The sequence below is a fragment of the Xanthomonas boreopolis genome, from assembly GCF_046529185.1.
In the GTDB taxonomy this organism is placed as follows: Bacteria; Pseudomonadota; Gammaproteobacteria; order Xanthomonadales; family Xanthomonadaceae; genus Pseudomonas_S; species Pseudomonas_S boreopolis.
The window spans coordinates 1,988,488-2,004,154 of sequence record NZ_CP097162.1; the positions used below are offsets into that span (position 1 = coordinate 1,988,488).

The following is a 15,667-nucleotide window of genomic DNA, read 5'->3' on the forward strand; positions in this document are numbered from 1 at the left end:
GCCCGGGCTTCGCCGTCGGAGCCGTCGGAGGGAAGGGGAGACATGCGGGCGAGAGTCGCGAGTGACCGAGGCCGGAGGGCCGGATTGCGGAGGTTCGCATTCCTCAGGGCGATGTCGTTGATCGTGGCGTTGGCATGGGGATGCGTCCACGCGTCCATCGCGATGGCCGCCGAGAACGCCGCGGCGCCCGGCGACGTCCCGCCGACGCGCACGCAGGTCCCGATCGATGCGGGGTGGCGCTTCCTCCGCGCCGATCCGGCGGATGCGGCGCGGGAGGATTTCGACGACGGCCCGTGGGCCGAGGTCACCTTGCCGCATACCTACAACGCCGCCGATGGCGAGGACGGCGGCGGCTACTACCGGGGCGCAGGATGGTACCGGCGCGCGTTGCAGGTGCCCTCGCTTCCCGCCGACCGGCGCGTGTGGCTGCAATTCGACGGCGCGGCGCTGGCGGCGGACGTATGGGTCAATGGCCGGCATGTCGGGCGGCACGAGGGCGGCTATGCCCGGTTCCGGTTCGACATCACGCCGCAGCTGAAGGTGGGAGCGAACCTCATCGCGGTCCGCACCGACAATGCGGCATCGCTGCCCATCGCGCCGCTCGGTGGCGATTTCACGGTGTTCGGCGGGCTCTATCGCGGCGTGTCGATCGTGGAGGTCCCGGCGCTGCATATCGACCTGGCCGATCACGGCGGCCCCGGCGTTTATGCGTCCACGCGCTCGCTTTCGGACGACCGGGCATCGCTTTCCGTCCGCGTCGCCTTGCGCAACGACGAGGCGCGCGCGCGCCGTTCCAACGTGAGCGTCACGATCGACGACGCCGAGGGAAATACCGTCGCCAGCGCGCGACGGCAGCTCCAGGTCGGTGCGGGCTCGACGGCGTCGCTCGACCTGCCCTTGGCCATCGCCCGCCCGCGCCTGTGGCAGGGCCGGGCGGATCCCTACCTGTACACGGTGACCGCGCGCCTGGATTCGGGCGACGAAGTGCGCGTTCCGCTGGGCCTGCGCACCATCCGGTTCGATCCGCGCGACGGCTTCGTGCTCAACGGCAAGCCGTATCCGCTGCATGGCGTGAACCTCTTCCATCCCCAGCGACCGGGGCGCGGCACCGCCGTCGCCGAAACCGACGTGGCCGCGGACATGCAGGCGATGGACGAGCTCGGGCTGACCGCGCTGCGCCTCGTGCACTACCAGCATCCCCAGAGCGTCTACGACTACGCCGACAGGCACGGCATCGCGGTCTGGACGGAGATCCCGATCAACGGGGTGATCCAGGACAGCGCCCGGTTCCTCGACAATGCGTCGGCCCAGCTCAGGGAGCTGGTCAGGCAGAACTACCACCATCCTTCGGTGGTGTTGTGGGGCATCGGCAACGAGGTCTACGCGACCACGCCCGACGTGGCGGCGTTCCTGCGCCGCATGAACGACCTGGCGCACGAACTCGATCCGTCGCGCCCGACGGCCTACGCGCACTGCTGCCAGCGCGACGACGATCCCAAGGCGGCGATCACCGACGTGATCGGCTTCAACCGCTATTTCGGCTGGTATCCCGAGCAGACCGACACCATGCGCGCCTGGGCGGAGCGCTACCGGTCGGCGTTCCCGGAGCGCGCCTTCATGGTGAGCGAGTACGGCGCCGGCGGCAGCCCGTTGCAACAACAGGTGCCGCCGCCGGACAGGAACGTGCCGCAGAGCGGTTGGCATCCGGAGCAGGCCCAGACCCGCTACCACGTGCAGAACTGGCGCGACCTGCGCGACCAGCACGGCCTGTCCGGCGCCTTCGTGTGGGTCGCGTTCGACCTGGCCTCCGATGGCCGCCACGAGGGCGACCGGCCGGGCATCAACGACAAGGGGCTGGTCAGCTACGACCGCAGCGTCCGCAAGGATGCCTATTTCTGGTACCAGGCCAACTGGAGCGCCAGGCCGATGGCGCACCTGCTGGACCGGCGCCTGGCGGTGCGATACGAGGACAAGGTGGATATTGCCGCCTTCAGCAATCTGGCGGAGGTGTCGTTGACCATCAACGGACGCATGTTCGGACAGACGCCGGTGGTCGACCACGTCGCGCAGTGGAGCGATGTCCCGCTGGTTATCGGCACCAATGACATCCGCATCGCCGGAAAAACGGCGCAGGGCACGACGGTGGGCGACCGCATCCAGCTCACCCGGATGCCATCGCCCGAGACGGGCATTTCGCCGATTCCCGCGATTCGAAAGCCTGTGCCGGCAGCGCCCACGGGGAAGCCGCCGGGGCAGTAGCGCTTTCGGTATTCCGGCATCCGCGTTGCGATCCAGACATTGCCTTGATTTCAAACCCGTCGTCCCCGCCTTCGCGGGAACGACGGGAAAGAGGGTATGCAGCGCGCGATGTGCAACTACCCGTTAGGGCAGTGGGGTGCGCGTATACCGTCCGTTACTGCGCATGCGCAGCACGCACTAGCGCGGTACGCGCACCATCCGTTCCAGGAGATGCTCGACGATCCGCTCCGGGTACAGGGTGCGGCCGACGTGCGCCGGCGATACCTGCACGATGGAGCTGCGCTTGGCGGTCAGCCAATGGAAGCGCGCGCGCGGCTGCAGCGCGGCGATCGGGCCGGCCCCGGCATCGCCGCGGCAGATCGCCTCGATCGCCCGCAGGTAGGGCAGCAGCGCGTCGATATCGAGCGACGGCGCGAACGCACGCAGGCGCGCCTCGTCCAGTTCGATGCGCGCCTCCAGCCGGCGCGCGCCGGGGCAGGACACGATCACGCCGACGTTGATGAATTCCTCGCGCTCCACCCGCGGTACCACGCGGATGATCGCGTAGTCATACGTGTGCGGCGTGGGCACGGACGGCCTCCTGGACGAAGACCTGGCGCTGGGCCAGGCGCTGCACGAGGTGTTCGACGTAGGCCCGGCGCTGGGCCTGGGCGTCGGCGAAGGCGGGGTCCGGCAACAGCCAGCCGTCCGGGACCTGCGCGACGATGCGCTCGATCGTCGCTTGGTCCAGCCGCGGCGCGAGCTCGGCATCGGCCGCGGCGATGCCGTCTGCGAACGGCAGCAGCACGTGGTCGCGGACCAGGGCGAACGGCTTGGCGGCCGCGCTGGCGGCATTGGCCCAGTCGTGGTGGAAGTACAGCGAGGCGCCGTGGTCGATCAGGTGCAGGCGGTCATGCCAGACCATCAGGTTGGTGTTGCGCGTGGTGCGGTCGACGTTGCTGACGAAGGCGTCGAACCAGACGATGCGCGAAGCCAGCGCGGCGTCCGGGCGCATCGCCGCGGGGTCGTAGTTGATCGCGCCGGGCAGGTAGTCGAGCGCCAGGTTGAGGCCCTCGCTGGCGCGGATCAGGTCCTGGATCTCCGGGTCGGGCTCGGTGCGGGCGAACTCGGTGTCCAGCTCGACGAACACGATCTCCGGCACCGGCAGGCCGAGCGCGCGCGCCAGCTCGCCGGAGATCAGCTCGGCGACCAGCGCCTTGGGGCCCTGGCCGGCGCCGCGGAATTTCATCACGTACAGGCCGTCGTCGTCGGCCTCGACGATGGCCGGCAGCGAGCCGCCCTCGCGCAGGGGCGTGACGTAGCGGGTCGCCTGGACGGTGCGTGGAAGGGGCTGCGTGCTCATCAGGGGCGCAAGTTTAGCGCCCGCACGGCGCGCCGGGCCGGGATCCTTCCGCGGAAGGCCTCCGGCCCGGCGCCGGCACGCAGGCGATCAGCCCAGGATGCCCGGCAGGTCCAGTCCCTTGTCCTTCGCGCACTGCACGGCGATGTCGTAGCCGGCGTCGGCGTGCCGCATCACGCCGGTGGCGGGATCGTTCCACAGCACCCGGGCGATGCGCCGGTCGGCGGCCTCGCTGCCGTCGCAGACGATGACCATGCCGGCATGCTGCGAGAAGCCCATGCCGACGCCTCCGCCGTGGTGCAGCGACACCCAGGTCGCGCCGGACGCGGTGTTGAGCAGGGCGTTGAGCAGCGGCCAGTCGGAGACGGCATCGGAGCCGTCGCGCATGGCCTCGGTTTCGCGGTTGGGCGAGGCCACGCTGCCGGAATCCAGGTGGTCGCGGCCGATCACCACCGGCGCCTTCAGCTCGCCGTTGCGCACCATCTCGTTGAACGCCAGGCCGAGCCGGTCGCGATCGCCCAGGCCGACCCAGCAGATGCGCGCCGGCAGGCCCTGGAACTTGATCTTCTCGCCGGCCATGTCCAGCCAGCGATGCAGGTGCGGGTTGTCCGGGATCAGCTCCTTGACCTTGGCGTCGGTCTTGCGGATGTCCTCCGGATCGCCCGACAGCGCGGCCCAGCGGAACGGGCCGATGCCGCGGCAGAACAGCGGGCGGATGTAGGCGGGCACGAAGCCGGGGAAGTCGAAGGCATCGCTTACGCCTTCCTCCAGCGCCATCTGGCGCAGGTTGTTGCCGTAGTCCACGGTCGGCACGCCGAGCCGGTGGAAGCCGAGCATGGCTTGCACGTGCGCCGCCATCGACTTGCGCGCGGCCGCTTCCACTTCCTTCGGCGCGGATGCGCGCTTGTCGTCCCATTGCTCGACGCTCCAGCCCAGTGGCAGGTAGCCGTTGACCGGGTCGTGCGCGGAGGTCTGGTCGGTGAGCAGGTCCGGCTTGACGCCGCGGCGGAGCAGTTCGGGCAGCACGTCGGCGACGTTGCCGAGCAGGCCGACGGAAGTCGGCTTCCTGGCCTTGCAGGATTCCCCGATCAGGCGCAGCGCCTCGTCCAGCGAGTCGGTCCAGGTGTCGAGATAGCCGGTGCGCAGGCGCATGTCGATGCTGCTCTTGCGGCATTCCACCGCCAGGCAGGAGGCGCCGGCCATCACCGCCGCCAGCGGCTGCGCGCCGCCCATGCCGCCGAGGCCGCCGGTGAACAGCCACTTGCCGGACAGGTCGCCGCCGTAGTGCTGCCGGCCCATCTCGACGAAGGTCTCGTAGGTGCCCTGCACGATGCCCTGTGCGCCGATGTAGATCCAGCTGCCGGCGGTCATTTGCCCGTACATCGCCAGGCCCTTCCTGTCCAGCTCGTTGAAGTGGTCCCAGTTGGCCCAGCGCGGCACCAGGTTGGAGTTGGCGATCAGCACGCGGGGCGCGTCGGGATGCGTGCGGAACACGCCGACCGGCTTGCCCGACTGCACCAGCAGGGTCTGGTCGTCGTCCAGGCGCTTGAGCGTTTCGATGATGGTGTCGAACGACTCCCAGTCGCGCGCGGCGCGGCCGATGCCGCCGTAGACGACCAGTTCCTCCGGCCGCTCGGCGACGTCCGGATCGAGGTTGTTCTGGATCATGCGCAGCGGCGCTTCGGTCAGCCAGCTCTTGGCGCTGAGCGTGGTACCGGTCGGCGCGTGGATCTTGCGGGTTGGATCGCGGCGGGTCGTCATACGGTGTCCCTTGGATTGGCGGGGCCGCGCGCAGGGCGCGGGTCAGTACGGGGAAGGGGCGGCGTCCCGCGGGGACGCCGCGAACGCGATGCAGGCGGCCAGGACCTGTTGCAGGACCTGGCGCAATGGCGCTGCGCGCTCGGGGTCCCAGGGCGTGGGCCAGTTGTCCGGCGACGGCACGGCCGGCTCGTCGATGTAGCCGCGGCAGGCCAGTTCCATCTGGATCGAGTGCACGCCGCGCGCCGGATCGGCATGGTGGCGGGTGATCCAGCCGCCCTTGAACCGGCCGTTGCGCACCGTGCCCAGCCCGCTGGCGCGGCAGATGCGCTCGACCTCGTCGGTCAGCGCGTCGTCGCAGCTGGTATCGCCGTTGGTGCCGATGTTGAACTGCGGCAATTCGCCGTCGAACAGGTGCGGGATGCGCGAGCGGATCGAATGCGCGTCGTAGACGACGATCCTTCCGTGCCTGCCGCGCAGGCGCGCGATCTCGCTTGCGAGGGCGTCGTGGTAGGGCGTGAACCAGGCAGCGCGGCGGCGCGCGATCGCGGCCTCGTCGGGCTCGGCGCCGGGCCTGTACAGCGGCTCGTCGTCGAAGGTGGTCAGCGGGCACAAGCCGGTGGTGTTCTGCCCGGGATAGAGCGAAGCGCCGCTGGGGTCGCGGTTGACGTCGATCACCGAGCGCGACACCGATGTGCGGATCGTGGTCGCGCCCAATGCCTGGGCGAAGTCGTAGAGGTGGTGCACCCACCAGTCGGCGTCGCGGCGCGCCAGCCAGGGCGATGCGAACCCGGCGGCCTCGCTCGCCGGCAGCTCGGTGCCGGTATGCGGGAAGCTCACGATCAGCGGGGCATCGCCGCGGTGGAGTTCGAGCCAATCGGGAAGGGATGTCATGCGCGTCTCCTGGCCTGGATCGGGACATGCCTTTCCGCGCGACCGCGCAAGGAAAGGCAACTCGGCGCAACGCGAAGGCCTCCGCCTGCTGGCACGTCCGGATGGCGACGGAGCCGGTCCTTCTCCTGCTTGCCGAAGAAGGTGGCACGAAGCGCCGGATGAAGGGCGGGAGCCCGCTTCCGATTCCCGCTCGGCCGGAGGCCGGCCTTGCGGGCACTTCCCTCGTGGGCGAAGAGACCGCGGAACGCGATCATGTCCGCGCTTCCTGGGAAACGCCCGGCAACGCCAGGCCGACGCAGTCCGCCAGCACGCCCGAGCGCACCAGTCCGGTCGCCGCCAGCATGTCCGGATGGAAATAGCGGTCCTCCTGCAGTGCCGGCACTTGCGCCCGCAGCAAGGCGCGCGCCGCCTCCAGCGCGTCGCTGGAGCGCAGCGGCGCGTGGAAGTCGCAGCCCTGCACGGCGGCGAGCAGTTCGATGCCGACCACGTTGGCCGCGTTCCCGGCCATCGCCAGCAGCCGGCGCGCGCCGTGCGCGGCCATCGACACATGGTCTTCCTGGTTGGCCGAGGTCGGGATCGAGTCCACGCTGGCCGGATGGGCGCGCTGCTTGTTCTCCGAGACCAGCGCCGCGGCGGTGACCTGCGGGATCATGAAGCCGGAGTTGAGCCCGGGCCGGGGCGTCAGGAACGCCGGCAGGCCCGACAGCGCCGGATCGACCAGCATCGCGATGCGGCGCTCGCTGATCGAGCCGATCTCGCATACCGCCATCGCCAGCATGTCGGCGGCGAACGCCACCGGCTCGGCATGGAAGTTGCCGCCGCTCAGCGCCTCGCCGGTGTCGCTGAACACCAGCGGGTTGTCGGATACGCCGTTGGCCTCGGTCTCCAGCGTGCGCGCGGCCTGGCGGATCACGTCGAGCGCGGCGCCCATCACCTGCGGCTGGCAGCGCAGGCAGTACGGGTCCTGCACGCGCACGTCGTTCTCGCGATGCGATTCGCGGATCGCCGAGCCGGCCATCAGCCTGCGCAGCGCCTCGGCCACCGCGACCTGGCCCGGCTGGCGGCGCAGCGCATGGATGCGCGGGTCGAACGGCGTGTCCGAACCCTTGGCCGCCTCGGTCGAGAGCGCGCCGGCGACCAGCGCGGCCTGGAACACCGCCTCGATCTCGAACAGCCCGGCCAGCGCATAGGCGGTGGAGAACTGGGTGCCGTTGAGCAGCGCCAGGCCCTCCTTGGCGCCCAGTACGAGCGGCGCGAGCCCGGCCTGGCGCAGCGCATCGGCGGCGGGCATGCGCTCGCCGCGCAGGAACGCCTCGCCGGTGCCGATCATCGCCGCGGCCATGTGCGACAGCGGCGCCAGGTCGCCGGAAGCGCCTACCGAACCCTGGCAGGGCACCACCGGCACCACGTCGCGCTGCAGCATCGCTTCCAGCAGCGCGATCGTCTCCGGCTTCACGCCCGAGGCGCCCTGGGCCAGGCTGGCGAGCTTGAGCGCCATCATCAGTCGCACGACCGCGGCCGGCATCGGCTCGCCGACGCCGGCCGCATGCGAGAGCACGATGTTCCGCTGCAGCGTCTGCAGGTCGTCGCGCTCGATGCGCACCGTCGCCAGCTTGCCGAAGCCGGTGTTGATGCCGTAGACCGGCTCGCCCTTGGCGACGATGGCGTCCACGGTCTGCGCGCTGCGCGCGATCGCCGCGGCCGAGGCCGGATCGAGCTGGATGCCCGCGCCGCGGTAGATGGCGCGCCACTGCGCGAGGGTGACCGCGCCGGGTTGCACCAGGATCGGGGCCGCGTACGGGGATGTGCGCGGCGCTTGCGAGGGATTCGCGCCCAGGGGGGAATTCATGCGGTTGCTCCGTGGATCATGGAAGGCGGTGCGGAAGCGGCGGGGTCATGTCCGGCGGCCGCGATGGACGCGCGCGTGCAGCGGGTTGAAGCCGATCCGGTAGACCAGGTCGGCCGGGGCCTCGATGTCCCAGATCGCCAGGTCGCATTGCAGGCCGGCGCGCAGCCGGCCGATCCGCTCGTGGCGGCCGAGCGCGCGCGCCGCTTCGCGGGTGAAGCCGGCGATGCATTCGGCCACGGTCAGGCGGAACAGGGTCGCGCCCATGTTCATCGCCAACAGCGGGCTGGTCAGCGGCGAGGTGCCCGGATTGCAGTCGGTGGCCAGGGCCAGCGGCACGCCGGCCGCGCGCAATCCGGCGATCGGCGGCACCCGGGTGTCGCGGGTGAAGTAGAACGCGCCCGGCAGCAGGACCGCGACGGTGCCGGCCGCCGCCATCGCGGCGATGCCGTCGGCGTCCAGGTGCTCGATATGGTCGGCCGACAGCGCGCCGAAGCGCGCCGCCAGCGCCGCGCCGTGCTGGTTGCTGAGCTGTTCGGCATGGATCTTCACCGCCAGCCCCGCGGCGCGCGCGGCGGCGAACACCTGCCCGGCCTGCGCGGGCGAGAACGCGATGTCCTCGCAGAACACGTCCACCGCTTCGGCCAGGCCCTGCGCGGCGATCGCCGGGATCATCGTCGCGCAGACCTCGTCGACGTAGTCCTGCGATTCGCGCCCGGGCGGCACCGCGTGCGCGCCGAGGAAGGTCGGGACCACGTCCACGCCGCGCAGCTCGCCGAGTCGCCTGGCCACGCGCAGCTGCTTGGTTTCGTCCTCCAGCGTGAGCCCGTAGCCGGACTTGATCTCGATCGTGGTGACGCCCTCGGCGAGCATCGCGTCCAGGCGCGGCAGCGATGCGGCGACCAGCGCCGCATCGTCGGCGGCGCGGGTGGCGCGCACCGTGGAGACGATGCCGCCGCCGGCGCGCGCGATGTCGGCATAGCTGGCGCCCTGCAGGCGCTGCTCGAACTCGTTGGCGCGGTTGCCGGCGTAGACCAGGTGGGTATGGCAGTCGACCAGCCCCGGGCTGATCCAGCGGCCGCCGCAATCGATGCGCTCGGCCGGCGCCAGCGCGGGCGCGCCCGCGGCCGGGCCGGCGTAGGCGATCCGGCCGTCCAGACTGGCGACCACGCCGTCGGGGACGATGCCCAGGCCGCCGTCGGCGGCGTCGAGCGTGAGCAGGTGCGCGTTGTGCCAGAGCGTGTCGCAGTGCATGTCGTGGTCCGGCGCGGTTCGTGATATGTCTATACAATAAATTCGGTTCGAGGAGGGCGTCCAGTGGCAGTGCAGCACGACGACAACGCACGGCATCTGTGGGCCGAACGCGCCCTGTTGCCGCAGGGATGGGCCCGCGACGTGCGCCTGCAGGTGGCGGGCGGACGCCTGGCCCGGGTGGAGGCCGGCGTGCCTGCCGCGGACGGCGACATCCGCCTGCAGGTGGCGCTGCCCGGCCTGGGCAACCTGCACAGCCATGCGTTCCAGCGCGGCATGGCCGGGCTGACCGAGATCGGCGGTGCGAGCGGCGACAGCTTCTGGAGCTGGCGCGAGCTGATGTACCGCTTCCTCGAACGCCTGGATCCGGACAGCCTGCAGGCCATCGCCGAGCAGGCCTACGTCGAGATGCTGGAGGCGGGTTTCACCCGCGTCGGCGAATTCCACTACCTGCACCACGCGCCGGATGGCGCGCCGTACGCCGATCCGGCGGAAATGTCGGCGCGCATCGCCGCGGCGGCGCAGGCCTCGGGCATCGGGCTGACCCTGCTGCCGGTGTTCTACGCGCACGCCGATTTCGGCGGCGCGCCGCCGAACCCCGCCCAGCGCCGCCTGATCCACGACATCGACGGCTTCGCGCGCCTGCTGGAGCGCTGCCGCGCCGTGCTCGCCGGCACCCCCGACGCGGTGCTCGGCATCGCTCCCCACAGCCTGCGCGCGGCGACGCCCGGGGAGCTGTCGGCCCTGCTGCCGCTCAACGCCGGGCCGGTGCACATCCACATCGCCGAACAGTTGCGCGAGGTCGAGGCCTGCCTGGCCTGGTCCGGGCAGCGCCCGGTCGAGTGGCTGCTGGCGCACGCGCCGGTGGATGAGCGCTGGTGCCTGGTGCATGCCACCCATGTCACGCCGGAGGAAATGGCGGGGATCGTCGCCAGTGGCGCGGTCGCCGGCCTGTGCCCGATCACCGAGGCGAACCTGGGCGACGGGCTGTTCCCGATGCGCGAGTTCGCGCGCGCCGGCGGTCGCTTCGGCGTCGGCTCGGATTCCAACGTGCTGATCGACGCCGCCGAGGAACTGCGCCTGCTCGAGTACGGCCAGCGCCTGCATGCGCGCGGCCGCAACGTGGTGGTGCCGGACGCGGGCATGTCGAGCGGACGTTGGCTGTACCAGCACGCGCTCGCCGGCGCCGGGCAGGCGCTGGGCGCAACGGCGGGCCTGCAGGCCGGCGCTCCGGCCGACGTCGTCGAGCTGGACCTGCGGCATCCCTCGCTGGCCGGCCGCGAGGGCGACGCGCTGCTCGACAGCTGGCTGTTCGCCGCGCGCGGCGGCGCGGTGCGCTCGGTATGGCGGCGCGGCGTGCAATGGGTGGACGAGGGACGCCACGTCCGCCGCGAGCAGGTCGCCGCCCGCTACCGGCAGGCGCTGGCGCGCGTGCTGGCGGCCGCGTGACCGCGCAGCGCTCGCGCGCCGGCGGGAGAGGCACAATGCCGGCCCCGGAGAATGGACGCCGCATGTCCGCCGCATCCCCGACATCCCGCAGCACGGCCACCACGCTGCACCAGCGCATCCGTGGCGACATCGAGGCGCGCATCCACAGCGGCGAATGGCCGCCGGGCCACCGCGTGCCGTCCGAACACGCGCTGATGGCGCAGTACGGCTGCTCGCGGATGACCGTGAACAAGGTGCTGGGCCTGCTGGCCGACGCCGGCATGATCGAGCGCCGCCGCCGTGCCGGCTCGTTCGTCGCGCGCCCGCACCCGCACATCGAGCAGGTCGCGCTGGCCATCCCGGACATCGAGGTGGAGGTGACCTCGCGCGGCCATGCCTATGGGTTCGAGCTGATCGCGCGCAGCCTGCGCAAGGCGCGTGCCTCGGTCCCGCAGGAACGCGAACTCGGCAGCCGCGCGCGGCTGCTGTCGCTGCACTGCCTGCATCTCGCCGACGGCCGGCCGTTCGCGCTGGAAGAGCGGTTGATCGACACGGAGACCGTGCCGGAGGCGCTGGAGCAGGATTTCGCGGCCTCCGCGCCGGGCAGCTGGCTGTTGCGCCACGTGCCGTGGACGCGCGCGCAGCACCGCATCGGCGCGATCAACGCCGACGCGGCCCAGGCCGAGCGCCTGCGCGTGCCGGCCGGCACGGCCTGCCTGGTGATCGACCGGCACACCTGGCGCGGCGAGCAACCGGTGACCTACGTCAGGCAGGTGTTCCTGGGCAGTGCGTACGATCTGGTGGCGCGCTTCGCGCCCGGGATGCGCTAGGACGCGCCGGGCGGACGGGAACCCTCGGCCGCCTGCCGTGGAAGGCCCTAGGCCAGCACCGACAGGATCGTGCCCACGGTTCCGGCCGCGGCCAGCCACTTGCCCGCGGTGTAGTACTCGTTCTTCTCGGCCTCGGGCCTGGCCTTGGTGGGGTCTTCCAGCCCCAGCGCACCGGCCACGATCGAATGCACCGCCTGGAGCCCCGAGGTGCCGTCGCCTTGCTCGTCCTTGGCCACGGGCTCGTCGCCGCGCTTGGCGGCGGCCGCCAGGGCGCGGGCATGGGCGAGAGGGGCGGCTTGGCCGCCGGGGGAGGCTGTGCTGCCGATGACCATCCGGGAGTTCCTGCGCGAAGCGGGGGAGCCTGGCTGGTATCGGCGGGACGACGGCCGGCTTGAGCCTCCGGAAGCGCTCAGAAGGTCGCGCACTGGCGCCAGCGCACCGGCTCGTCGATCTCGGGGCGTGGATTGAGCTGCACGCGCACCGTGCGCAATACCGGATAGCGTTCCAGCTCCCGGCAGATGGACGGCCAGATCTCGGCATCCCCGCCGGTCCGGTCGACCGCGAGCGTCATCCGGGTCATCCAGATGCCGCGGACGACGCCCGGCACGCCGGTCAGGGCGCGCGATACCGCCTGCTGGTAGCGATCCAGCGTGGCGTCGTCCGGTTCGGCGGCAGCCTGCATCGGGCGGACAGGAGCGGTTGCCGATGCCGCTTGTCCGGCCGGCATAGCCGCCGGCGGCGCGGACCGAGGCGCGACGGCTTCCCGCAAGGGCGCTTCCGGCGTGGCCGGCCGATGGGTGGACAGCCAGCCGAGCCCGGCCAGCAAGCCGATACCGAGCGCGACGATGCCGGCAACGACGGTATGCCGCCACGCGCGCCGGCGGGCGCCTTCGACGACGTCGTCTTCCAGCCCGCCTGGCAGGTACGCGCGCAGGATCGGCCAGGCGCGATGGCCGTCCAGGATCTCGATGGACTGCTTCCCGGCCGCGGCCAGGCCCTCGCGTTCGACCTTGCCCTCGGTGACCAGCACGCCGCCCCGGGCCCCGGCCAGGCGCAACAGGGTGCCCAGCTCGCTCACCGCGACCGTGCCGATGCGGTAGGTGCAACCGTGCTTGCAGGAGACCATCCAGCGCTCGCCGCTATGGCGGTCGCGCATCAGGAAGTCCGCGCCCGGTGGGTCGTGCCGTTCCGGGTCGGCCTGCCAGCCGCGTCGTTCGCCCAGGGCGCGGTGCACGATCTCGGAGAAGTCCCGCCAGTGCAGGCTTGCCAGGGCCGCCAGGCCGGCACGCGTCTCGTCGCGGCATCGGCGGAACAGCCAGAGATGGAGGATCGTGATGGTCCAAACCGCCGCGGCCGTCGCAAACGCGAGGATCCACGCAGACATAAAACTCCCTGGCCGAAAAATATCGCAGCGCGAAAAGTATATCGGCCCCGGGAAGCGTTCCTTGACCTGTCATGCCGCGACCGGGCGCGGGAACGCAGGCATAAAAAACCCGCCAGTCCGAAGCCGAAAGGGGAGGGGAGCAGACGGTCTTCTGGTGGACTGGCGGGTCGGGTCCGATTGTGGGCAAACATTTTGTGCTTTGCAACAAGCGCCTATTCGCCCGGGGAAGGCGGCGCCTGGGGAGGCGTGCGGTGGTCGGCCGGCGTGCTCCGGGCACGCGAACTGCGGCCGGCGCGGCGTGCGCGCACCTGGGCCGCATGCAACTGCGCCTTGAGCGATTCCACTTCCGCACGCAGGTTCTCGACCTCCGCGCGATCGGGCACCTGCAAGGCGTGCAGCACGCCTTTCACCCGCTCGTCGAAGGCCTTGCCGAGCCGATGCCAGCTCTCGCGAGCCTGGCCCAGGCCGGCTTCCACCTGGTCGCGCATCGCGTCCGCGCCGCTCTCGGCCCGGCGCTTGCCTTCGCGCTGGTAGGTGGCGCCTTCCTTCACCAGCGATTCGAACAGGCGGCTGCCTTCGCTTTGCGCGCGGCCGAACGCGCCGAGCCCGGCGAGCCACACCTGCTCGGCCGACTCGCCGAGCTTGCGCGAGAACCGACTGGCCTGGGCCTGGAATCCCCGGTCGTCGTGGTCGTCGGTATGGGATCTGGCGTTCCGGGTCGTGGTCATGGGGACTCCTCATCGGACGATGGAAGCCCTCACGCTAATCCCGCCGCTGCATCGGCGGGGTGAAACCGCGACGGAGCGTGCAGGGATCCTTCAGGATGCGGGACCCAGCTTTTCCGCCAGTACGCGGCGGATTTCCGCTTCGACCATGCCCTTCATCGCAGAAAGCAGGAACCCAAGCGTGGCGGTCACCCGCACCTGCCCGGGCAGCAGCTCGATCGCGCCGTCCACGCCGGAGCCGGAGAAGTCCAGCCGGTCGCCGTTCCAGCTCGAACGCAGGCCGAAGCGCTCGTCGAGCTTGCGCGCCGCCTCGTCGATGGCGGTGCGCGCCTGCTCGGCGCTCAGGGCATGGTCTTGGCGGATGTCGATGCTGGACATGGGCGGGCCTGGCTGAAGGGAGCCGCGCATTGTGCCACTTCGCCGCGCGCGGCTTCCTGTCCGGGCGGCAACGCCTCTCTTCCCAAAGGCCTGCGCACGCTCTAGTCTGCCGCGGTGCGCGATCTGCAAGTCCATTTCACCCACCGGCAGCAGCCGGACCATTCCCTCACGCCGGGCGTCCACAAGGTGGTCCGCCATGCCAGCGGCAGCGTCCGCCTGGCCGAGGATACCCAGGGCGCGTTGCTGCTCGCGCAGTTCTGCCTGGACCGGCGCGGCCTGTGGCTGCAGGTCGCCAACGGCGTGCGCGGCATCCACGTCAACGGCCGCCCGGTCCGGCGCATGGCGCTGCTGCGCGCCGGCGACGCGGTCTATGCCGACGGCGTGGAAATGCTGGTGCGTGGCGCCGCGGTGCCGGTGGGCCGCGTGCCCGAACCGGCGCAGCCGGGCGAGTCCGATCCGGGCGTGCTGCTGCGCGGGGTGGGCGGGCCGCACCATGGCCGCAGCTTCACCCTGCAATCGCCGCGGGTGATCGGGCGGGATCCCGCTTCGGACATCGTCGTGGACGACCCCGCGTTCGCGCCGCGCCATGCCAGCGTCGAACTGCACGACGGCAAGGTGTTGCTGCGCGATCTCGGGTCGGAGGACGGCAGCCTGGTGAACGGCGTGCCGGTCCGCGACTGCTGGCTGCAACCCGGCGACCAGGTCGCGTTCGATGCGCGGCACCGGTTCGTGCTGGAGGCGCCGCTGCAGCCGCCCGCGATGGACCTGCCGGCCGGCGAGGAAGACGAGCCGCCACCGGTCGCTCCGGGACACCCGCAGGCGGGCGGGGTGCGGCCGGTCAAGGTCGCGCGCTGGCCGTGGCTGCTGTTGAGCGCGCTGCTGCTGGCGGCGGCGCTCAGCGCGCTGCTGTGGTTCGGCGCGCGCTGAACCATCTCCAGCAGCGCCAGCCCAGCAGCACGGCCAGGATCGCCGCGTACATCGCCGGTTCGCGGATGTCGGATTTCACCACCCACCAGAAATGCAGCACCGCGAGCAGGCCGATCGCGTAGACCAGTTTGTGCAGCCGTCCCCAGGCGCGCTTGAGCCGGCGCATCCAGCCCTGGGTCGAGGTGATCGCCAGCGGCACCAGCAACAGCCAGGCCGCGAAGCCCACGGTGATGTAGGGGCGCTTGAGGATCTCCTCGAAGATCTGCGTCCAGTAGCCGCGCAGGTCCAGCGCCAGGTAGGCGGCCAGGTGCAGCGTCGCGTAGAAGAAGGCGTACAGGCCGAACATGCGCCGGAAGCGGATCAGCACGGCCTGGCCGGTCAATTGCCGCAGCGGCGTCAGGGCCAGCGTGACCAGCAGCAAGCGCAGCGCCCACAGCCCGGTGCGATGCTCGATTTCCGCCACCGGATCGGCGCCGAGCGCATCGCTGCCGGTCTGCCACACCTGCCAGAACTGCCAGGCCAGCCATGCGGCGGGCGCGATCGCGAGGGCGTGCAGCAGGGTCTTGGCGGCGATCAGGCGCGATGAAGAGGGCATGGGGGAAGGAGCTCAAAGAAGTACGGATTCATCGCGGGAGCGGCTCGTGCGGG

15 protein-coding genes are annotated in these 15,667 nt (G+C 71.3%); 4 read left to right on the plus strand and 11 right to left on the minus strand.

Annotation, left to right across the window (positions count from 1 at the left end):
• Window positions 1–111: 111 nt before the first annotated feature.
• Window positions 112–2,259, plus strand: a complete 2,148-nt coding sequence (locus tag M3M27_RS08685; protein ID WP_434027800.1) for a glycoside hydrolase family 2 protein — start codon at window positions 112–114, stop codon at window positions 2,257–2,259.
• Between the two features lie 177 nt (window positions 2,260–2,436).
• Here the strand turns inward: M3M27_RS08685 and M3M27_RS08690 are convergent, their stop codons facing one another.
• The 6 genes from M3M27_RS08690 to hutI all read right to left on the minus strand — a co-directional run bounded on the left by M3M27_RS08690 (window position 2,437) and on the right by hutI (window position 9,350).
• Window positions 2,437–2,829, minus strand: coding sequence for a DUF3037 domain-containing protein (locus M3M27_RS08690; protein WP_434027801.1), 393 nt, complete (start codon window positions 2,827–2,829; stop codon window positions 2,437–2,439).
• A complete protein-coding gene (locus tag M3M27_RS08695; RefSeq protein ID WP_434027802.1) occupies window positions 2,807–3,601 on the minus strand; it encodes a HipA family kinase in 795 nt (264 codons plus the stop codon). The genes M3M27_RS08690 and M3M27_RS08695 overlap by 23 nt, the downstream gene beginning before the upstream one ends.
• An 87-nt stretch (window positions 3,602–3,688) precedes the next feature.
• A complete protein-coding gene (gene hutU / locus M3M27_RS08700; protein ID WP_434027803.1) occupies window positions 3,689–5,359 on the minus strand; it encodes a urocanate hydratase in 1,671 nt (556 codons plus the stop codon).
• Between the two features lie 42 nt (window positions 5,360–5,401).
• Window positions 5,402–6,250, minus strand: a complete 849-nt coding sequence (gene hutG, locus M3M27_RS08705) for an N-formylglutamate deformylase (RefSeq protein ID WP_434027804.1) — start codon at window positions 6,248–6,250, stop codon at window positions 5,402–5,404.
• Between the two features lie 250 nt (window positions 6,251–6,500).
• On the minus strand, window positions 6,501–8,030 hold the full coding sequence (hutH, locus tag M3M27_RS08710; protein WP_434027984.1) for a histidine ammonia-lyase: 1,530 nt from the start codon (window positions 8,028–8,030) through the stop codon (window positions 6,501–6,503).
• Between the two features lie 114 nt (window positions 8,031–8,144).
• Window positions 8,145–9,350, minus strand: coding sequence for an imidazolonepropionase (gene hutI, locus M3M27_RS08715; protein WP_434027805.1), 1,206 nt, complete (start codon window positions 9,348–9,350; stop codon window positions 8,145–8,147).
• A gap of 69 nt (window positions 9,351–9,419) precedes the next feature.
• Between hutI and M3M27_RS08720 the strand changes: the two genes are divergently transcribed.
• Window positions 9,420–10,796: a formimidoylglutamate deiminase gene (locus M3M27_RS08720; RefSeq protein WP_434027985.1), complete on the plus strand. Its 1,377-nt coding sequence runs from the start codon at window positions 9,420–9,422 to the stop codon at window positions 10,794–10,796.
• A 62-nt stretch (window positions 10,797–10,858) separates the two neighbouring features.
• A complete protein-coding gene (gene hutC / locus M3M27_RS08725; protein WP_434027806.1) occupies window positions 10,859–11,605 on the plus strand; it encodes a histidine utilization repressor in 747 nt (248 codons plus the stop codon).
• 47 nt (window positions 11,606–11,652) lie between these two features.
• Here the strand turns inward: hutC and M3M27_RS08730 are convergent, their stop codons facing one another.
• The 4 genes from M3M27_RS08730 to M3M27_RS08745 all read right to left on the minus strand — a co-directional run bounded on the left by M3M27_RS08730 (window position 11,653) and on the right by M3M27_RS08745 (window position 14,092).
• On the minus strand, window positions 11,653–11,937 hold the full coding sequence (locus tag M3M27_RS08730; RefSeq protein WP_140718646.1) for a hypothetical protein: 285 nt from the start codon (window positions 11,935–11,937) through the stop codon (window positions 11,653–11,655).
• A gap of 77 nt (window positions 11,938–12,014) precedes the next feature.
• Window positions 12,015–12,989, minus strand: coding sequence for a restriction endonuclease (locus tag M3M27_RS08735; RefSeq protein WP_434027807.1), 975 nt, complete (start codon window positions 12,987–12,989; stop codon window positions 12,015–12,017).
• Window positions 12,990–13,201: 212 nt separating this feature from the next.
• Window positions 13,202–13,717, minus strand: a complete 516-nt coding sequence (locus tag M3M27_RS08740; RefSeq protein WP_140718644.1) for a phasin family protein — start codon at window positions 13,715–13,717, stop codon at window positions 13,202–13,204.
• A gap of 90 nt (window positions 13,718–13,807) precedes the next feature.
• The gene (locus tag M3M27_RS08745; RefSeq protein WP_140718643.1) at window positions 13,808–14,092 is read right to left on the minus strand and encodes a polyhydroxyalkanoic acid system family protein; all 285 of its coding nucleotides are present in this window, start codon (window positions 14,090–14,092) and stop codon (window positions 13,808–13,810) included.
• A 114-nt stretch (window positions 14,093–14,206) separates the two neighbouring features.
• Here M3M27_RS08745 and M3M27_RS08750 point away from each other — a divergent pair, with 114 nt between their 5' ends.
• On the plus strand, window positions 14,207–15,019 hold the full coding sequence (locus M3M27_RS08750; RefSeq protein WP_434027808.1) for an FHA domain-containing protein: 813 nt from the start codon (window positions 14,207–14,209) through the stop codon (window positions 15,017–15,019).
• On the opposite strand, the gene msrQ is transcribed toward M3M27_RS08750, so the two are convergent.
• Window positions 14,988–15,614 (minus strand): protein-methionine-sulfoxide reductase heme-binding subunit MsrQ, encoded by a 627-nt coding sequence (msrQ, locus tag M3M27_RS08755; RefSeq protein ID WP_434027809.1) that lies wholly within the window; start codon window positions 15,612–15,614, stop codon window positions 14,988–14,990. The two genes, M3M27_RS08750 and msrQ, sit on opposite strands and share 32 nt — an antisense overlap.
• Window positions 15,615–15,667: the final 53 nt, after the last annotated feature.

What these genes read in the sequence shown, in the direction of transcription:
- hutC (WP_434027806.1), top strand. Translation starts at nt 10,859, where the DNA reads ATGTCCGCCGCATCCCCGACATCCCGCAGCACGGCCACCACGCTGCAC.
- hutU (WP_434027803.1), bottom strand. Translation starts at nt 5,359, where the DNA reads ATGACGACCCGCCGCGATCCAACCCGCAAGATCCACGCGCCGACCGGT.
- M3M27_RS08745 (WP_140718643.1), bottom strand. Translation starts at nt 14,092, where the DNA reads ATGTCCAGCATCGACATCCGCCAAGACCATGCCCTGAGCGCCGAGCAG.
- hutG (WP_434027804.1), bottom strand. Translation starts at nt 6,250, where the DNA reads ATGACATCCCTTCCCGATTGGCTCGAACTCCACCGCGGCGATGCCCCG.
- hutI (WP_434027805.1), bottom strand. Translation starts at nt 9,350, where the DNA reads ATGCACTGCGACACGCTCTGGCACAACGCGCACCTGCTCACGCTCGAC.
- M3M27_RS08740 (WP_140718644.1), bottom strand. Translation starts at nt 13,717, where the DNA reads ATGACCACGACCCGGAACGCCAGATCCCATACCGACGACCACGACGAC.
- msrQ (WP_434027809.1), bottom strand. Translation starts at nt 15,614, where the DNA reads ATGCCCTCTTCATCGCGCCTGATCGCCGCCAAGACCCTGCTGCACGCC.
- M3M27_RS08735 (WP_434027807.1), bottom strand. Translation starts at nt 12,989, where the DNA reads ATGTCTGCGTGGATCCTCGCGTTTGCGACGGCCGCGGCGGTTTGGACC.
- M3M27_RS08685 (WP_434027800.1), top strand. Translation starts at nt 112, where the DNA reads ATGTCGTTGATCGTGGCGTTGGCATGGGGATGCGTCCACGCGTCCATC.
- M3M27_RS08730 (WP_140718646.1), bottom strand. Translation starts at nt 11,937, where the DNA reads ATGGTCATCGGCAGCACAGCCTCCCCCGGCGGCCAAGCCGCCCCTCTC.
- M3M27_RS08695 (WP_434027802.1), bottom strand. Translation starts at nt 3,601, where the DNA reads ATGAGCACGCAGCCCCTTCCACGCACCGTCCAGGCGACCCGCTACGTC.